The organism is Candidatus Poriferisodalis sp., from assembly GCF_965208485.1.
Lineage (GTDB): Bacteria > Actinomycetota > Acidimicrobiia > Acidimicrobiales > Poriferisodalaceae > Poriferisodalis.
The window spans coordinates 1,653,335-1,671,149 of record NZ_OZ242344.1; the positions used below are offsets into that span (position 1 = coordinate 1,653,335).

Here is a 17,815-nt window from a genome sequence, read left to right on the forward strand (position 1 = left end):
CGACTCACCGTAATGGCTTGGCTCGGAATGCTCGCGACGATTTATTGGCGCTTCGGCCAAGCGAAGGTCGTCGTCGAACTGACCGAACTGTGCCTACTGGTTCGTCGTTGAAATGGCTGGGGCTGAAGCAAGCCCATTCTTGCAGGTCAGCGAGCTGCATGATGCCCGGAGGAAAACTGCGACACACCACTACGCAGCGCTAGAGCTGCGGGGCAGCGACCGAAGTCTCTCCATCTTGCGAATGAGCGGCTGCGCTAGAACAGCGGCCGATGACTGAGACGACCAAGCAGCGGGCGCGGCGCATGTGGGAGTGCGTCGAGCGCTACCACCAGCTCTGTTACTGGGCGCCCGAAGTGCGTGAATCGGGCGCAGCGGCGGGGCTGCGAGGCTTCTGGATGAACTACTTCGCCACGCGCGTGGCACCCCTGGGGCCGGTGCCTGCCAGCGTCGTGGAGTCGCTGTTCTTCTACTACGCCCCCGCCCGGGTGCGGCGCGCCATCCCGGATGCGTGGATGTTCTCGACACCTGAACGGGTGCTCGCAGCTCGCTACAACGCCATGGACCAGGCATTGCAGCGAGAGCTGGGCGATTTGGCGAGCGGCGAGGCTGTCGGGCGGTGCGCAGAGATCGTGCGAGCAGCCTGCGATGCCGCTGATCCCGTCGGGCGAGTGCTGTTCGCCGGCTGGTCGTCGCTGGACTGGCCAGGCGAACCGCACCTTGCGCTGTGGCATGGCTGCACCCTGCTGCGCGAATACCGCAGCGGCTGCCACCTGATCGCTCTGGCGGCGGCCGGACTGGACGGCTGCGAGTCGGTGGTGTCCCAGGTCGCCGTCGACGAAGCGCCTCGCGAGTGGATTCAAGAGGAAGCCGGCTGGACCGAGGCAGAGTCCGCAGCCGCGGTCGAGCGACTCCGACGCCGCGGCTGGGTGGACGCCAACGGGCGGGCCACCGCGTCAGGCGTCGCCGGCCGCGCCGACGTCGAGGCCATGACCGATCGGCTGGACTGTTTCCACTGGACCGCCATCGGCGAAAACGCCGCCGATGCCCTCCTCGCCGACATGGCACCGATCAACGCCGTGCTGCCAATGGACGACCAGATCGACTGGCGCGAGCTCTACCCTGCCAACGAGCCGGGCTAGCCCGACTGGTCACCCTCGAATAGTTGATCAGACCTCGGCAGCGGCCTTCATCGCCGCCAGCGTGGCCTGCAGGCTCGTGCGGGCGTTGTGCGCCCGGTAGTCGACTTCTTTCTGGCCGTGCTCCAGCATCCGCGGCGACAGCTGGCGCAGCGTCCACGACTCGGTCAGCGTCGTCCCGTCGCCCATGGGCGCGAGCTGGTAGCGCCACAGCACGATGTTGTATTCGAGTCCGCCTGTCACGAACGCGAAGTCCTCATTCTCGACACGGCGGATGATCTCTACCGGCGCCTTCCACTCTTGGCCGTCACGCTTGTTGACGCCCACGAACATGTCGCCGACCTGGCCCGTGCCGGACTCGCCATCGGGGCCCTTGCGCCAGTAGCCGCCGGTGTTCTCGCTGCTCCACTCGCCGTAGCGCTCCAGCGAGGTCACCATGTCCCACACCGACGAGACCGGCGCGTCAATGTCGATGGACTCGCTGTAGGACATCACGGGGTCGTCGACGTGGCCAGGCAGTTGCTCGCTCATGCGATGCAGCCTTGCAGAAGGAGCCGGCAGATGCCCCGGTGCTGCAACCCGTCAGCCTCCGATGCCGACCATCTGTGTGGTGGCGTGCAGGTTCACGAGGCGGCTGAAGTCGACGTACTCGCTGAAGCCGTCCTCGGTGATGGTGGCGCGGTAGTCGTCCCAGCCCTGCGGATCGCGGAAGTACAGCTCAGCCATGCCCAGGTAGGACTCGTTGGCGGGGTCGTGGCTGTGGTTGACCACGTAGCGCAGGCCGCCGATCTGTTCCATGACACCGCGCACGTTGGGCGCATGCGCCTCCAGCCAGTGCCGGAACGCTGCGTCGTATTCGATGCCGTCCCGGGCCGGCACCAGGAACGACACCTTGAAGAAACCCGACCGTGTCACCGGAAACGGCTCGTTCAGGGTGTTCGGCACCAGCGGCAGCTCGCCGTCGATCACGACGTACTCGGTGGTCGCCCATCCCACGTACGGCTCGGCCTTCTGCTGGAACGTGTCGGCAGGCACCGTGCCGTGCGGCTCGGACGGGTTCGGGATGGCCCGATCGAACCAGAGCTGTGCCATGCCGTCCCACGGCACGTCCTTGCCGTGACGCTGGTCGAACAGCGTCGCGATGTACTTCGTGGCGTGGACCTTGCCGTCGGCGGCGGCGCGCTCCTGGCCGGCGATCACCGCGGGCATATGGTTCTTGAACCAGTTCGCCACCAGCTCGTCACGCGTGGCTTCGGGTCGGCGCTTGATCAGGAAGATCATCTTCGCGCCCGGCGTGGCCGTGATCTCGCTCGTCATCGATGCCTCCTCGGGGGACTCGTCGCAGCGGCATGACGGCACCGCTGCGCGCCCCGCGATCCTGCCACTTCGCCCCAGCTGCCGCAGCGCTGCGACGGGGCACAGGCCGCCGGGGGCCACGGCAGTTTCAGGGACCGAGAGCCGTTACCGGGATCACTGACACGCCATCCGGCCGCGTCAAGGGATACCCGGTAGCGGTGACGATGACGAGTGCGGCCGGCTCGCCGGTGCGATCGGTATCGACGCGATCCCGCAGTCGCAACAGGCTCCGCGCCGCCGATTCGATCGCACGCTGGCCGCCAAGCTTGACCTCAACGGCGATCCATCTGCCGTCGGGGTGCTCGATCACCGCGTCCGCTTCCAAGCCCGTGTTGTCTCGGTAGTGGAAGACCGACGCTCGCAACGGCTCGGCACAGATGCGAAGATCCCTCACCACGAGCGATTCGAACAGCAGGCCCAGCAGCTCCATGTCGCGCCCGAGGCGGGCCATCCCCGCGCCGAGTGCGGCGGCGGCCAGAGAAGGGTCGGCAAAGTGGCGTTTGGGCGACTTGCGCAGTCGCGAGCGAGAGCGCAGGCTGACGGACCAGTGGCGTTGCTCTTCGACGACATAGAGCCGCTGCAGCGACCTGAGGTACGCCGCAACGGTCTCGGTGGTGATCGTCTCGCCGGCCTCGGCTACGTCAGCACTGAGAGTTTCGAGTCTCGCCTCGGTTGCCACGTTTCGGGCCAGCGAGACGAGCAGATGGCGCATCCGCACCGGGTCGTGGCGAGGCCCTTCGAGGCTGGCGATGTCGGTACGGCAGATCTCTTCGATCTGGTCGCGCACGTAGTCGACAGCCGACTCGGTGTCGGCGGTGGCGGTGGCGGGCCAACCGCCACGGCAGACCATTTCGATGACGTCGGGAAGGGCGAGTTCGGGTCGTCCCGTGCCATGGCCTGAATCTCGGGCAAAGAGCGCCTCGAGTGACGCCTCGCCTGTCGAATGGCCGAGCTCGAACAGCGACATCGGGCGCAGCCGGAAGCGGGACACCCGCCCGACGCCCGAGTGCCGAGTCCGGTCATCGGGGGGGACTGCCGAACCGGTGAGGATGAAGTGCCCGACGCCGCCTGCGTCATCGCTTTGGCGCCGTGCCTGGTTCCAGATGCTGGGCGCGAATTGCCATTCGTCGAGCAGGACCGGCCGCGGCAGGTCGAGAATCGCCGAGGGGTTCAACTCGGCTGCAGCTCGTGCCGCGCCATCTACGTCGAATCGCACCACGCTGGCGGCTTGGCGTCGAGCCAATTCTGTCTTGCCGCAGGCACGCGGTCCTTCGACCACCACCATCGGCGCGGAGCGCAGCCGGCTGGCCAGAACGCCGTCCCCGATTCGCGGGATGTACTCCACAACAACCGGGATAGCAGGTTGTTTCGGATATTGCAATAACCTTGCTTCAGCAATTGCAACAAATCGACTCGTGACTTTGCAAGACCACTGCTTCGGACTCTGCAACTGTGCCACGCGACGGCTGTTCGCGTCCCGCGGCTGTCAATGAGGCAACCCGCGGCCGCGCTAGTCGGGCATTTCCGCTGCAAGCGCCTCGGCGAGCAGGTCGTAGTGCTCGTGGCGGTTGTAGAGATGGGCCGAGATGCGCAGCACCCGTTCGGGCGGCGCAGGCCAGGTGAACACCGGCACTTCGATGCCGTGGCGGTCTCGCAGTGCCGCCATGAGCGGGTCGAAGATGGCAGAACCGGAGTTGTCCGCTGCGGGCAGCGGCACGCTGGCTATGGCGCCGATCATGTCATCGGGCGCAGGTGCCTCGATCTCGAGCGCCTCGGTGAGCTTGCGTCGGCCCTCCAAGCACAGCTCGCGGATCGTCGCCTTGACGCCCGGCCAGCCTTCGGGGTGCATCGCCTCCACGGCGGCCAATGCATCAGGCACGGTCAACCAAGAACTGGGGTCATGGGTGCCCGTCCAATCGAACTGAGCATGCAGGTGGCCGCCGCCGGACGGCCAGCCGCCGTTGTACCCATGACTGATGACCGAGTGGTGCACGCCCTCTCGCCGGTCCGGCCGCACCCACAGGAATGCGGCGCCCTTTGCCGAGCACATCCACTTGTGGCAGTTCGCGGTGACGTAGGACGCGCCAAGCTTCGTCACGTCGAAGTCGATCATGCCGGGAGCGTGGGCCGCGTCGACCAGCACCCGAACGTCGGGTTCCAGCTGGGCTGCGAGCTCGGCGATTGGCATGACCAGACCCGTTGCGGAGGTCACCGCGTCGATCAGCAGAACACGCGTGCGGTCGGTGACAGCGCTCAGCACCGCATCGACCACCTCGCTGCGATCTTTCAGCGGGAACGGCACTGCTGCGGTGGTCACGGCAGCACCAGCACGCGATGCCGACACCACGGCCGCATTGGCGCAGGCGTTGTACTCGTGATCGGTCACCAGGATCTCGTCGCCCCCTGACAGGCTCGGCTCCAACGAGCGCAGCACCGCGTTGACCCCAGCCGTGGCGTTGGTCACGAACACGAGCCCCGCCTCGTCGGCACCCACGAAGCGAGCGACGACACGGCGGACCTCGTCCAGTGACTCCTGGTACTCGCCTTCGAGAAAGAACCGAGTCGGGTTGGCCTCGATGCGAGTGCGGATGGCCTGCTGCGCCTCGAGCACCGCCAGTGGAGTCGCGCCGAACGATCCGTGATTGAGATGCAGCACTTCTGGGTCCAACAGCCACGCAGTCACGAGGGGCACGCTACGGCGCGATCGGACGCTTGAGGAGGGAAGCCCCGGACCTGCGGCGACCCTTGACGACGCAGCTACGCCGTCTCGCGGCGATCTTGCTCTCGGCGTTCGCGTTCGAGCGCTTGAAGACGCTCGCGTTCGTACCGCTCGTGCCGCTCAGCCCGTTCCTCGATCTCCTGCCAGAGGGCATCCCACTCTTCACGGGTAGGCGGCTTCTGGTCTGCAGGCGTGAATTCCGAAGCAGGCACGGTGAAGTGGCGCGGGGCCCTTCTGCCAGCCACGCGCCGGGGGTGCCTCGGCTCGCCGGAATCGGTGGTCATGACGCCTCCATCGGCGGAGGTGTGAGCCGACGGTGCTCCGCCTCGTAGTCGCCGACGCCGTTCGACATGATCTGGACAATACCGAACATCGCCGTGGACGGAATCCTGACGCGGGCGACGATGAGCTGCGATTCGGTGACAGGAACCGGGTGAAGCCAAGGTGCCAGAAAGTCCACAGTGAACTCATGGCGCGTATGCCAGACCCGCGCGTCGTTGGCATAGACGCCGCCACTCGGCACGTGCTCATCAAAAACAAAATCGGGCTCAGCTGCCATGCGACGCACCATAGAACAGTATCGTCAGTATTTTTCAATTAATTTCAATTGCAGTCACTGGCACAAACAACGCAGCAGGCAAGGGCAAGCCTGAGGTAGGGCGTTGCCGGATGGGCGAACACGCAGGCACAGTTGTGCCCGCACGAGACACTGCAGTCGAAAGCACCATCGACAACACCGCTCCGGTCTACGACTCTTCATCCAGAGTGGGAGTGCCTGCAGCACTGCGCCCACCAAGCGGGGCGGACAGGGCAATGCTACGGCATGCTCCGCAGTCCTCAGGCAGCATCAGCGGCCCGTTCAAGCAGTGCCCGCACTAGCGATGTTGCCCCCCGGCCGTGCACCCTCAGCAGGTCGCCATCTGGTCCTACTGCGGCCTCCAGCGCCGTGACAGCCGCATGTTTCGCGTGGCTGGTTTGCACCACGACGACGTCGCAGTTGCGGGCCATGGACTCGAGTCGATCGCTGTTGACGAGGTCGTGCGCGAGCGTGATGTTGACACTCGGCCACTGCTCCTCAATCCACAGACGCGCTCGCCTCGCCGCAGACTCTGCCAATGAGTAGATGCCGATGCGGCGGAACGGACGCTGTCGACGGCGGCTATCGCCGTCCTCGGTGTCAAGCGGCGGCACAGGGAAGTCCAGTTCCGCTTCGACGAACAGTTTGTTCAGCAGCGTCGCTTGAGTTGCTGTCAGCCACTCAAGCCACAGCACGGCGGTTCCGTGCGCTGCTGCCAACAGTTCGCGCCGCGGCTCTTCGTCGGGCACGGCCGAAAAGAGCAGGATGTCCAACATCTCGATCAGCCAGTCGGCTTCGCGGCTCCCGAGGCCCGACAGGGTCCTGTGCAGCGACTCCGTCACATCGCCAAACTCGCTTGTCGAACATCCTGCACTCAGAATCTCCTCCGCCAGGCGCAGCCCAACCCGCCGTTCACTGCGCCCCCCGTCTGCTTCGAGAATCACATCCAGAACGGTGACGGCCAGTTCCACATCTCCTGGTTGAAGGCCGTCCGAACCGCAGAGCCACTCGACCAAGGTCGGAAGCCCGTTGCGGGTCCGGCCCCGCTGTTCGCCGGCCAGTGCATCCATCAATGCCAAGGCCATCTCGTCGGCTCGGTCGCCGTCCAGAACAGTCGCGCGGTCCCAGCCGGCGGCCCATTCGCGCAGCACATCGGGCCGATCAGGCCAGTCGCCGGTCAGCCAGTCGTGCCAATCGCGTGGTACCTGTGGGCCGTCGTTCGTCGCCACCAACTGGTCGTACCGGTGTCGCGCTACGGCTTGGCTGAGCAGATGCCGCCGATCTGCGTCGTCCATTCCGTCCACCAGCGCGACTGCGCGTGCCGCGGACCTGGTATCTCCGAGTTCCGATGCGGCGAGCAGCACCGGCACCCCATCCGCCTCGCTCAGCGACAGTCCCTCAGCAACAGCCAGCACCGCATCGAATTCACCCCGCTGGCAAAGACCTGCAATCGTCGCTTGCGCCGGTGCGGTCATGTCGCTGCGAAGGCCATCCAACACGGCGGCAACCACGGGATCGGCAGACCACCCGGCCTCTAGCGCCGCATGCACCGCATGCCGCGGCGCTGATGCCAATGACTCCGACAGCGCCAGGCAACGCGCTGCGGAGACGGAGCCGACTTGGCTCAGGTGCGAGACAAGCCCTGGCCAAACGCTCTCGACATTGACAGCGACTTCGCGCCAGGCCACCTCCGCCGCACTACCACCACCACCCAGCATTGGGGTAATGAACAGCGCATCTGCGGCCGTCGCCAAGTGACCTGTAACCGCAGGCGGCCGACGAAATGCTGCGATGTCAGCCAACTCCGGATCGTCGCGCATCTCTTGTGGGGAGCCAAGCGTGCCGATGACCTGTACCCGCAAGAACTTCACGTTGGTAGCTGAAAGCAGGCCCCGCGACTTGATCTCGTCGACTGCGGCCTGCGCGGCGGTCCGATCGCGTGCGCCCAGAGCCGCATAGAAGTCTCGCAAGACCCGTCCCACAGGACGCGGCGCATCCATCCCACGCTCGGGCGCGGACTGCCACACGCGGAGCAGCGAACGAACATTGGCCCGCGCGTCGCCGCGCCATGCCTTCGCCACGTCGATTCTCAAGAGCACACCATCATCTGCGACGCGAAGTGCCGCGGCGTCTACGGCATCATCGCTCGCCTCAACCCGGCGAGCCCGAGCGCCAATTGGCGGCGCTAGCCACGCTTCCACCTCTTCGACGAGCAGGCGGCCCTCACGCGGGTCGGGAGCGAATCCGTACCACCGGGTCATCCCTCCGGCGACCGCGGGCAGCAATGTTCGTGCCCCCGCAGCCCACCGTGCTCCGAGGCTGCCTACCAGATCGACCCACTCACTAGATAGTTCATCCAGGGTCACCTCGTTGTACGGCCCGTAGAACGCCTTGACATCGTCAGCCAGGTCGCTCAAGTCCATTCCGGCTCACCCCAGCGCTGCACGTAGGCGGCGCGTGTTCGGGCGACAGCGTCGGGGTCGCGGTTGAACTGCACGGACTCCTCGAGCCGTCGCAAGCCGTTGTAGGTGAGGTTCATTGAGCCACTCAGCGAAACCGCGTCAGTCAGAAGCCCCTTCTCATGCAATTCAGCCGACTCACAGACTCGCAGTCGGCGTTCGGCCCCGATGCTCTGCGCCCGGCGACGGATCTGCTCTACGAACGTCGAATTGTGCGTGTCGGGCCGACATGCCACCACGACCCCGCCGCCACGCGCCAACTGGAGTTCGAGCACCTCACTCAGTCGCAGCCATCTCTTGGCCAGCGTCGGCACCAGCCCCCGGAAGCGTCCGGAGCGGTTGTCAAGCAATTGGACATCAGAAATCCATGGCGTCACGATCCACAGAGGCTGGCTGGGTGCCAGCAGTTCGGCCACGAACAGGCTTGCGAGCGCATCCGCCAGTTCCTCGCGCGACGCGAACGCAGCAGTCCGTAATCCCCTGACGGTCATTGCTGGGCCTCTCGCAGATCCACCAGCAACCGCACCCCGGCCGTCGAACGCTCCACACCCACAACTCGCGGATAGAACTCAAGCACTTCGACGACTGTCGGCTCCGCCATTAGATCCCTGACCGCCTGCGCCGCCTCCCGGTCGTCGGCGCAGTTGACTGCTGCTGTACCAAATCGCAGCAAGTGGCCATCCAGCAGTTCCCGCCATGACTCTTTGCCGAAGTCGACAGCCGGCGGTGCCGTCAAGACGAAGTGCTCGACGAGCAGTCGCTCGGTCACGGGCAGTTCTGTGTACGGGCTGTATGCCGCCAAGCTCGCGGATCGAAGCCTCCCGCTGCGCGGCCACAGCAAGCCCGTCAACTGGCCGACAGCCCAGTCCTCGCTCTCGACGCTTCCGTTGGCAACAGCGCCCAACATCGACCGAACGTCCTCCTGCTGGGCGGCCACATATGCGAACACTCGCAATTCAACCTCAATCCCGAGATCGGCCTCAAGGCGGTCCCACCGATCCAGAAGACTGCGGCACAGCCGTTCCACTCCGTCGTCGCTGCCGGGACGTAGTAGCCGCGTGGCCAGCGCACCAAGTGTCGACTGGTCAACGTCGATGCCGTGCGCGAAGAGCGCGGACCGCAGTTCTGTCCACGCTGCCGTCGCCGCGCCGAGACTGTGAGCGGACCGAACTCCGAGTATCTCCTCGCGATGCGCGCCCTCGTCCCGTTGCGATAGGAAGAGTCGCAGATTCGAATCCACGCGCTCACCCTCACATGGCCCCAGGACACCCGACACGAGCGCCCAGAACCTGCGCGGGTCCTCGCTTATGCGGTCGACTACCGCTTCGATGACTCCGGTTCCGCCAGGCTGATCCTCGCTGATGGTGATCTCGGCAATCGGCTCGCCATCGTGCCCTGCTTCGACATCCAGATCAGGCCGCAGATCGTCCATATCGAGATCTGGGCACGTTGCCTGCATCGCCTCGATCAGCCCGGCGGCCACCGTGGAAGCGAATCGGCCCTGCACCCATGCCAGTGCGGTCGCAGGCACCGGTTGGCGCAACGTCGCGAGGTGCTGGCACAGACGCTCCAGCACTTGCCCATCCTCGAGGGCCGATTCCACATCAGCAACAAGGCGCGGCGCCTTATCGACATGATCTCCGACTTCGCCCAACCCACTGGCGGCAGCTTCCTCATCGGAATCGGATAACTCTGGGACATACACAGCGCTGAACACCGACTGCGCCGCTTCGACCATCGATGATCGGAGCCGTTCAGCGCGTAGCTGCCGAACCCCGGGCGGCGAGTCGTCCGCGCTCGCCGTCACCGCTGCCGACACCGCCAGTTGTACCAGCCACTTTCGCAAGAAGACAGACGGGACCCCTGCGACGACGACCGGGTCTGTACACACCGCATGCTCGAAGTACGCGGTGCGAAGCGCTCGCTCAACAGCAGGGTCGCCCGCGTGCGGTACCTCCGTCGGCAGCCGAAGCCGTAGCCGTACGCCATCCACATCCATGACGAAGCCGACCGCGGCTTCGTCGCCGCTGACGGTGACGGCGTGCCTGGTGGGGGCAGTCTGGGTCGCGTCTCGTCGTTCGACTTCGAACGCGCAGCCATACCGCCAGACCGTCAGCGGCGAGCGCCCACGGTGGGTGAATGCCTCCATCTGCACGACGTGTCGTGCCCACGGGTCCCCGTGCGGTATATCGATGAGGGCCGGACTGCGTTGGGGCTGGAACGCGACTTTCCAGTCCCAGCGTCCATAGGCAGTGTCAGGTGTGCGACCCTCCGGCGTCTCCAAAGTGATCGCTCGCGGCTGCACGATCACATGATCGACGCCCGGCGCTTGATCCACGTCGAGCCAGTCCTCGCAGAAATCTTCGACCCGCAGCGACGGTGCGGATGGCGAAGGAGGCTTCAGCCACAGACGCTGGCGGCGGCCCCGCAAGGCGTACCGGTAGCTCACACGGCCCGGTGCATGCTCGCGCATCGCTTGCGCGATCGGCACGGTGTCCACATCGTGGGTCTGTCCGTCCTCTTCGCAACGCAGCACCCGCACTTCCGGCGTCTGAAGCTTCGAGAACAGCGCTTGCGGCAGGAAGTCGTTCATCGGGTCGCGCCACAAGTAACCGCGCGAGTCGCCAGTCGGGTGGCGCACTGCTTGGAGTCGCCTGATGATCGTTGGCAGCACCGTGGTCACGATCGCGCGGGGGTGATCCCACAGCACCGCTTGTATCTCTGCATCGTCCAACCGCAGGGCGCGACCCAGTTCCTTGCCCAACTGCTCGATCCGATCAGCTCTCAAGAGATCACGTGCCTCACGTAGCACTCGCTCTGCCCGCTCCGTCTGAGCATTGGTGGGTCGCTTCTCCAGCAGCTTCCTGACCGCCACACCCCCGCATCTCAGCGACAGGTAGTCCAGCAGCCACCAAGTGGCTTGCATCTTGAGGATCACCCGATTTCGCAGCGGCAGATGCTCCGGCCGCAGTCGCGGGTCGAACAGCGCTTCGTAGGACTCGAAGGCCAGACGGTCTCTCCCGTAGTCCGACAGCACCACCGCAGTCCAGGGGCGCATCGACGGGTCACGTCCGGCTCGTCCTCGACGCTGCAAGAACTGCGCACTGTCGCGAGGCGCTTTGTGCTGAATCACCGCGCCGACCTCGGGATCGTCGAAACCGACTTCGAGCGACGCTGTGGCCACCACGACATCGCTCTCGTCGTCGACGCCTGCGTCCTGCGAACTGGTCCGCCCTACTCGAACCGGTGATTGGAGCGTCTCGAGCTTCTCAGCCGCCGACCACCTCTGGCCTGCGTCGTACCTGCCGCCGTCGGCGCTCTCGCTCGACCGCAGAAGTGCCAGGCTGCCCCTGGGCTTGTGATCTATGCCGTTTGCGGCCCAGCCTTCGGCATCGGAGAGTTGCGAATGCAGACGATTGACCACATCGAGATGGTCGGTAAAGACGAAGACGCGCGAGCCGAACGTTCCGCCGCTCGGCTGGCCGGACGAGCGGTCGAGCATCCGTCGCAGCAGCATCGTGAACTGAATCGTCGTGGACAGCAGCGCTGTCTGCGACGCGGGGTCGCCTCGCAGGGCCAGCAGGTATTCGCGCCCCGCCTCCTGCATCTGGTCCTCGCTTGGACGCACGAGGCGGACATTGCCTGTCTCGGCACCGATGAGTTCGGAGAAGAATCCGACGGGGTCAGCCAGTGTCGCGGAAAGGCCCACTACATGACTCGGCGACTCCATCGCCGCGAGCCACCGTCGGATCAGGTGTCCGACCTGGGCGCCATGGGTGCTGGAATAGGTGTGTATCTCGTCGAGCAGCACGAAGTCTGGCGAGCGGCGTCCATCGCCCACGAACAGCTTGCGACGACGGGTGTCGCCAAGATTTCGGTTGGCCATCTCCGTGGTCGTGAACAGGATTTCAGGAGGCCGTGACTGGAGTTCGTCGCGGGTGAAGACCAGCCGCGTCAGGTCGCTGGCGCACTTCACACAGCGCAGCAAGCGGCCCGTTCGATCCGACTCAGGCCACGCCAAGTCGCCGTCGCAGCCATCTTGGAGGCACTTCAGGAAAGGCGCAATCAGCACTCCGTTGGGGCTGCGCCATTGTCGTCGACGATTGTGCTGGGCATCGCCGCGGTCGTCAGGCGTTGCTCCGTAGAGCACGCCGACGCGTATTCGCTTCGCGTCTGCGTCCTCGAGCGCATCGACGGTTTCCAAGCACGCTCGCAACTGGTCTCGCAGCAACTCCACGCGAGGGTAGATGGCAACGATGCGCGGAACGGCAGCGGGCAGTGGGTTGGCGACCACATGTGCCAACGCCGGTGCATAGAAGGCCAGAGTCTTGCCCGCGCCGGTACCTGCCGTTATGCACGTTCCTCCGCGCCGCCCGGCGCGCTGCAAGAGCGCCTCGGTCGCCTCCAGTTGAAACATCGACGCGCTGCGTGTACCCAAGATGGCTCGGATCGCTCGCTCATGCTCGGGACGCCAGGCATCCGTAAGCCGCTCAGCCAGTCGGCCCACAGCGCTCTCCGCATCGATCTCCCGTCTGGGCACTGACCGGGCGCGCGACAGGAAGCGCATGTCCGACACGAGGCTTGGCGCGCTTCGCCAGTCGCGTCCGTGAAACCACTGCCGCAGACTGCCCGCCAAGCGCACGGTCTCCGCCATTCGCGTCCGGTACCGCGGCTGGGCCATCCCGTGCCCGAACACCAGACCGGCGTCTTCCAGGTCCTCCAGCAGCTCATCGGGGTTGACGGACGGATCGATCTTCTCCAGCAAGTTGAGCAGTTCGTCTTCCGCGAACGAACCGTTCGTCACGCCCCACGACAGCAACGGCAACTCGCTGGCTTCCAGTTCGCTGAGAACGCCCAGCAGGCGCTCGCGGGTCATCAGCTGCGCCGAACGACAAACTCGACCAGCACGCCTGCCTCTCGAAGCGCTTTCAGCAACTCCTCCGTCATGTCTTCCAAAGGAAAGCCTGCGTCGCGATCTGCCTGTTCAAGTACCTGCTGCACCTCGAGTGGCAGCTCGGCCTGGCTTCGTTGCAGATCGTTAACCAACGCTCGCAATTCGTCGCCAAGTTCCCGTACTTTGGCCGCACACGCTCCGAGACCTTCGACTCCGAGCGTCCTCTGAATTGCGTCGACATCGCGTATCGGATTCTTCTCGATAGCGAGACGAAGGTGGGACGCGATTTTTCTCGCTCGGGCCACCTTGGCGGGAGGTCCAACCATAGACCGCATGCCCTCGTCATCGGCAATGCGCGACAAGTCGTCAAACGACGCCCGCCACCTCGAATGCGCCCACCTTGCAAGGCCATCTTCCATTCGCCCTGTCACGTCGCGCAGTGTCGCTGCCGCCTGCTGCTGCACTGCTGCAGCGTTGTACTGAGTGAGCGCCGATCTGAAGCCGCCTACGGCCTTGCGCAGGCGCGCTTCGTCCAACTTGGGCCGTTCTGTGGGGTCGAGAGTGCCCTGCAGGCCGACAATCTGTTCGAGGAACGCGGTTCTTGCGCATAGGTCCGTCAATAGCGCTGTCGCCCCCTGCTGCAGATCCTGAGACTGATCGTCACGCTGCGATGTCTCTAGACGCAGCTTCAGCGAACTCGCCCGCTCATAGAAGTTCATTGCACGACTCGTTGGGCTGCGTCGAGCAACTTGGACAACTCTTGTTCGATGCTCGACACTGTCAGGGCCAATTGGTCAGCTGCATTAGTACTAGGTGACCGCGCATCCAAGTCCGCCTCGATGGCGTTCATCATGACCGTCGCTTGCTTCACGAATTCGCTGGCCGCAGCCACCTTTCTTGGCGTTGCGCCCGAGAGCAACTGGATCCGCTGAGTAAGTGTGTATTCGCGACTCTCTGCGTCGGCGACATCTCGAAGCGCGCTCAACGTGCCAGTCGGCAGATTGCCGGAAGCTGTCTCGATATCTTTCATCGAGCCAAGTCCGCTGAACCGACCAGCACGTATCGCCGCCTCAGCCAACTCTTTGATTAGATCAACCTGATGGTCAAACGATTGGTCGCTCTCCAACAGCGGGGCAGCGGCTCTCGCGTGGTCGCACAGGAAGGTCCACTCCTTCTCGATTGCTCGATCGACTGTGCGAAGAAAGCGATTCGTAGAAGCGTCTGCAGAGGACAGATCGCCGCTGTTCAATCGTGCCAGAACCTCATCAACGTACGGCAGCATGCGGTCCGTACGCAATGCTCGAATGCCGCCAGTCCTGCCACGAGACTCACCGAGATGAGCTTCAACTTTCCGGCGCATCCGTGAATATACTTCCTCAGCTTGGTCGACAGCACTCTGCCACTCAGTCGAATGCGGAGCACTTAAACCTGTGTCAGGCTTGCGGAACATATGGCTCAGATAGTCATGAGATTGTTGGGCGCCCTCGCAATCACCACACACCAAGGAAGCAATCAGCAGGCCCTCGACAACCGTGGACGCCTCAGTTGACGCTATCTGACTCAGAGCAGACGCAACATCACGCGTCCATTCTTCCAGATAGCGTGCCAACGCACGGCGATGCTGATCGTCATCCGGATCGTCTGACTGAGCTGTGGCTTGGTGAACAATCAAGCCAGCCAATGCCACTGCCGTTTCCGTGTCGCGCTGCACACGAATGATCGCGTCTGCTGGGTCTGCTTGGCTCCTCCGTGTGCCCTCGAGATAAATGTGCGAGTCACGCTTGAAACATTCGTCGAGCAAATCGCTGCCAAGGTTGAACGGAGATTCACTCATATCAAGCGCTTCGGCTACGGCACGGTGAATGAGCGTCTTCAAGAGATTTGTAACCTGCAGTGTCAGATCATGTCCTTGCCCAACCCATGACTGCAATTGGTCAAAGGCGCGCAGTTGATCAGGCTTCAGTCGGGCCCGAATGCCGACGATTTCAGATGTCGCTGCCCGCGGGGACGTTCTGTCCTGCCGAGTCTCATTGCGATCAACCGGTGTACGCCTCTTGTCGACCTCGGCCGTGTGTCGTTCCAATGGCCTGAGGCCGAAGACAGTTGACGTGGATCCCGCGATTTTCTCGCGATCTTCTGACCAATACCTCAGCAACGTATCGAAACGCTCCCATTCGTTGCCATGCTCACGCTGCAACTTGTGCACGACTTCCGGTCGCACCGGCGTGCTGGAGCTATTGAAATCGCCCATGAGTTCACGCGACGGAAAGGACGCCGACTCGAGTTCTGCCTTGCTCAGTGGGAGAAACTTCTCAATGATTGCCTTGACCACTTGGCGCGGGTCAAATCGCTGTAGTGACAGACTACTGATCATTCTGTCGATAGCAGTCCTGTTGAGAGGGTAGAGACCATAGCCTTCGTTGCTTGCGCCAAAGGACTCATGGCATGTGTCGTGGTGACCGCAGGCGTCGCAGGCATTTGCTGGCCAAGTGCCATTTGTGCGTCCACCCCATTCACGCTCCATTTGCTGCGGGTCCAAGCGACAGGCATTGAGGTATCGCCCGAGGAATGACAGGGCCTCCTCCAAGTCGACTCCATCGGTTCCATAGGTGGAATCCAACCAGTACGCGTCGCTGCATCGCGTGCGCACGGTGTCGAGACTGTCGAAGTGTCCCCTCGTGATTGCGAAGAGAACTCTCAGGCGGCACAGGTCTCCGTCGGGCGAGGATGCCGGTTCCACGATCGCGTCGAGGAACTCGCGTTCGACGCCATGCAGCACAGTCAGATCCTCGACGAATAGCACCAACTCCCTGCCCTGGTCGCGTAGTTCACGACGGATATCGCGAAACACAGCAATCAAGTCGATGCTGTTTGACAGAAACACGCGCTTGACGGCCCGCGGCAGGGCATCGTTGATGATCTCCAGCGCCGCTCGGCGCAACTCGGGGAGGTTGCCGAGGCCGAGCAGTGCCTTGCGCGCTCCGCGGCTTGCGTGACCGATGTCATCGAAGGTCAGCGGCAGGTCGCTTTCGAGGACGCGTGCGGCGTCGTCAAGACCGTCGTCGTCTCGCCGTCCGCTGCGTGCGAGGCCGATGAGTCGCGGGATCACGGCATCGGCGGACATCAAGCGGCGGCGTACCACCGGATCACGGAGCACATCGGGCAATTCTCTTCGGAGCTTCTCCCGCATCTCAGCGCTGCGACGGTCGGCATCGGACTGGAAGACCGGTTCCTCCGCGACAACAAGCGCGAGCTCGTCGAGCAGCCTCTGCCCGAGGGTCTCCTCATTCTCGGAGTGAGCGGGAGCAGACTCCAGTGCTTCACGTGCCGCATCGATCGCGGACCCACTCATCCCTTCGAGCACCAGCTCCACGACGCGCCGAATGCTCGTCCGGTTCTTTGCGAGATAGCGCGTCTCCCATCCCGGCGTGTCCCGCGTTTGCTCGTACACCCACCGCACGAGATGCGACTTGCCGGTGCCAGAACCGCCGACGACCGGGATGAGCAGATAGCCATCGGGGCCGATGGCACTGCGCAGCGCATCGGTCACCTCCTGCTCGTCGACGAGGACGCCGTCGGCGCCGTGCCCCAGTTCGAGTCGTCCGCGCTTGGCTCGCAGCGGATGATGGACGGCTCGGAAGTGGCCCGCTTCGAGCGAGGCGGCATCGCGCGGCGCCGACGCGAGCACGCCAGCATCAGACCAGCACACATAGTTGACGAAATCGCTCACTGCCCGCTCTCCGTCCGGACATGCGAAGCGGTCGTGCCGTCGAACAGAGTCAGTCTCTCGGCGTCGGCATGATCGTCCAGTCTGATAAGGCCCTCGCGCTCGAGTCGCCTCACGGCATCGGTGGTGGCGGAACTGAGCCGTGCACCGCTGCCGTGCAGTTCCGTGTCCTCACGCGGTTCAGCGCGGTGCGCGTTCACGAATGCTCTGAACTCACCTGTCTCGAGCACCGGCAGTTGCCAGCCCAGCGCACGAACGAAGGCGGGGCCGGGAAGCACCTTCGTCTCGGCAAAGACGTCAGGAAGCACGGCGCGCACAGCCGGGGTGGGATCCGGTATCAGGTCACCCGACGGCGACGGCCAGCAGAAGCCGAGCGAGCAGGCCCAGCGACGGAACGTCCGCCATCGGGTGTCGTTGGCGATAGGCCAGCCGCTAACACCGCCCACTTCCTCATCGTCGGCTGCGCTGCTGGCCTCATGTCGCCTGCCGAAATCGACAGTCTGCAATTCCGCAGCGTTGCGCTTGCCTCCCTCGAATCCCGTCGGGGCGTCTGCTGGAGCGAACTGCAGAAACCAGGCGAGCGCGTTCGTCAAGTCACGAGCGCCCTGCTGGCTGCCCCATGCGGCCGTGTTGGACTCCGGTGCCAAAACGCGCCGGCGAATGAACGCGGCCATCGCCTGCGCACTCTCGCCCGCCGGTTTGCAGGCTTCGGGCGCCAAGCGAACGACGTTGTCTTCGACATCGACGAGACCCAGTTCTCGTGCGCACGTCAAGTTCACCAGGACGTCGTTCTGGTGCTTGCCGTCTCTCGACAGGCCCGCGGGCGCCAAGACGTCAACCAAACGGTCACGTCGTTCGCGCCGCCCGTGGCATGCAGCCAAATAGCCGGTGATGATCACCAAGACACTGACGCGCAGTTCTGGGGGGTTCAACAGTGCCATGCGTTC

At 64.3% G+C, this 17,815-nt stretch carries 13 protein-coding genes; 1 reads left to right on the top strand and 12 read right to left on the bottom strand.

Annotation, left to right across the window (positions count from 1 at the left end; genetic code table 11):
- Positions 1-269: 269 nt before the first annotated feature.
- Positions 270-1,139 (top strand): SCO6745 family protein, encoded by an 870-nt coding sequence (locus tag ACOGXQ_RS07665; protein ID WP_419946814.1) that lies wholly within the window; start codon positions 270-272, stop codon positions 1,137-1,139.
- 27 nt (positions 1,140-1,166) lie between these two features.
- Here ACOGXQ_RS07665 and ACOGXQ_RS07670 read toward each other — a convergent pair whose 3' ends face one another.
- The 12 genes from ACOGXQ_RS07670 to dpdG form a co-directional block, all read right to left on the bottom strand.
- Complete coding sequence (locus ACOGXQ_RS07670) at positions 1,167-1,667, bottom strand: SRPBCC family protein (protein ID WP_419946815.1); 501 nt, start codon at positions 1,665-1,667, stop codon at positions 1,167-1,169.
- A 51-nt stretch (positions 1,668-1,718) separates the two neighbouring features.
- Entirely contained in the window at positions 1,719-2,453 is a 735-nt protein-coding gene (locus tag ACOGXQ_RS07675; RefSeq protein WP_419946816.1) for an EthD domain-containing protein, read from the bottom strand.
- 127 nt (positions 2,454-2,580) lie between these two features.
- Positions 2,581-3,837 (bottom strand): ATP-binding protein, encoded by a 1,257-nt coding sequence (locus tag ACOGXQ_RS07680; RefSeq protein WP_419946817.1) that lies wholly within the window; start codon positions 3,835-3,837, stop codon positions 2,581-2,583.
- Between the two features lie 165 nt (positions 3,838-4,002).
- On the bottom strand, positions 4,003-5,175 hold the full coding sequence (locus ACOGXQ_RS07685) for an aminotransferase class V-fold PLP-dependent enzyme (protein WP_419946818.1): 1,173 nt from the start codon (positions 5,173-5,175) through the stop codon (positions 4,003-4,005).
- A gap of 74 nt (positions 5,176-5,249) precedes the next feature.
- Positions 5,250-5,495, bottom strand: a complete 246-nt coding sequence (locus tag ACOGXQ_RS07690; protein ID WP_419946819.1) for a hypothetical protein — start codon at positions 5,493-5,495, stop codon at positions 5,250-5,252.
- Positions 5,492-5,770: a DUF3467 domain-containing protein gene (locus tag ACOGXQ_RS07695; RefSeq protein ID WP_419946820.1), complete on the bottom strand. Its 279-nt coding sequence runs from the start codon at positions 5,768-5,770 to the stop codon at positions 5,492-5,494. The genes ACOGXQ_RS07690 and ACOGXQ_RS07695 overlap by 4 nt, the downstream gene beginning before the upstream one ends.
- A 278-nt stretch (positions 5,771-6,048) precedes the next feature.
- Entirely contained in the window at positions 6,049-8,211 is a 2,163-nt protein-coding gene (dpdD, locus tag ACOGXQ_RS07700) for a protein DpdD (protein WP_419946821.1), read from the bottom strand.
- The gene (gene dpdK / locus ACOGXQ_RS07705) at positions 8,202-8,738 is read right to left on the bottom strand and encodes a phospholipase D-like domain-containing protein DpdK (protein ID WP_419946822.1); all 537 of its coding nucleotides are present in this window, start codon (positions 8,736-8,738) and stop codon (positions 8,202-8,204) included. Before dpdK ends, dpdD begins: the two co-directional genes overlap by 10 nt.
- Positions 8,735-13,123, bottom strand: coding sequence for a protein DpdJ (gene dpdJ, locus ACOGXQ_RS07710; protein ID WP_419946823.1), 4,389 nt, complete (start codon positions 13,121-13,123; stop codon positions 8,735-8,737). The genes dpdK and dpdJ overlap by 4 nt, the downstream gene beginning before the upstream one ends.
- The gene (locus ACOGXQ_RS07715; RefSeq protein WP_419946824.1) at positions 13,123-13,605 is read right to left on the bottom strand and encodes a hypothetical protein; all 483 of its coding nucleotides are present in this window, start codon (positions 13,603-13,605) and stop codon (positions 13,123-13,125) included. The genes dpdJ and ACOGXQ_RS07715 overlap by 1 nt, the downstream gene beginning before the upstream one ends.
- Before the next feature lie 251 nt (positions 13,606-13,856).
- Positions 13,857-16,871, bottom strand: coding sequence for a protein DpdH (dpdH, locus tag ACOGXQ_RS07720; protein ID WP_419946825.1), 3,015 nt, complete (start codon positions 16,869-16,871; stop codon positions 13,857-13,859).
- Positions 16,868-17,809, bottom strand: coding sequence for a protein DpdG (dpdG, locus tag ACOGXQ_RS07725; RefSeq protein WP_419946826.1), 942 nt, complete (start codon positions 17,807-17,809; stop codon positions 16,868-16,870). The genes dpdH and dpdG overlap by 4 nt, the downstream gene beginning before the upstream one ends.
- Between the last annotated feature and the right edge of the window lie 6 nt (positions 17,810-17,815).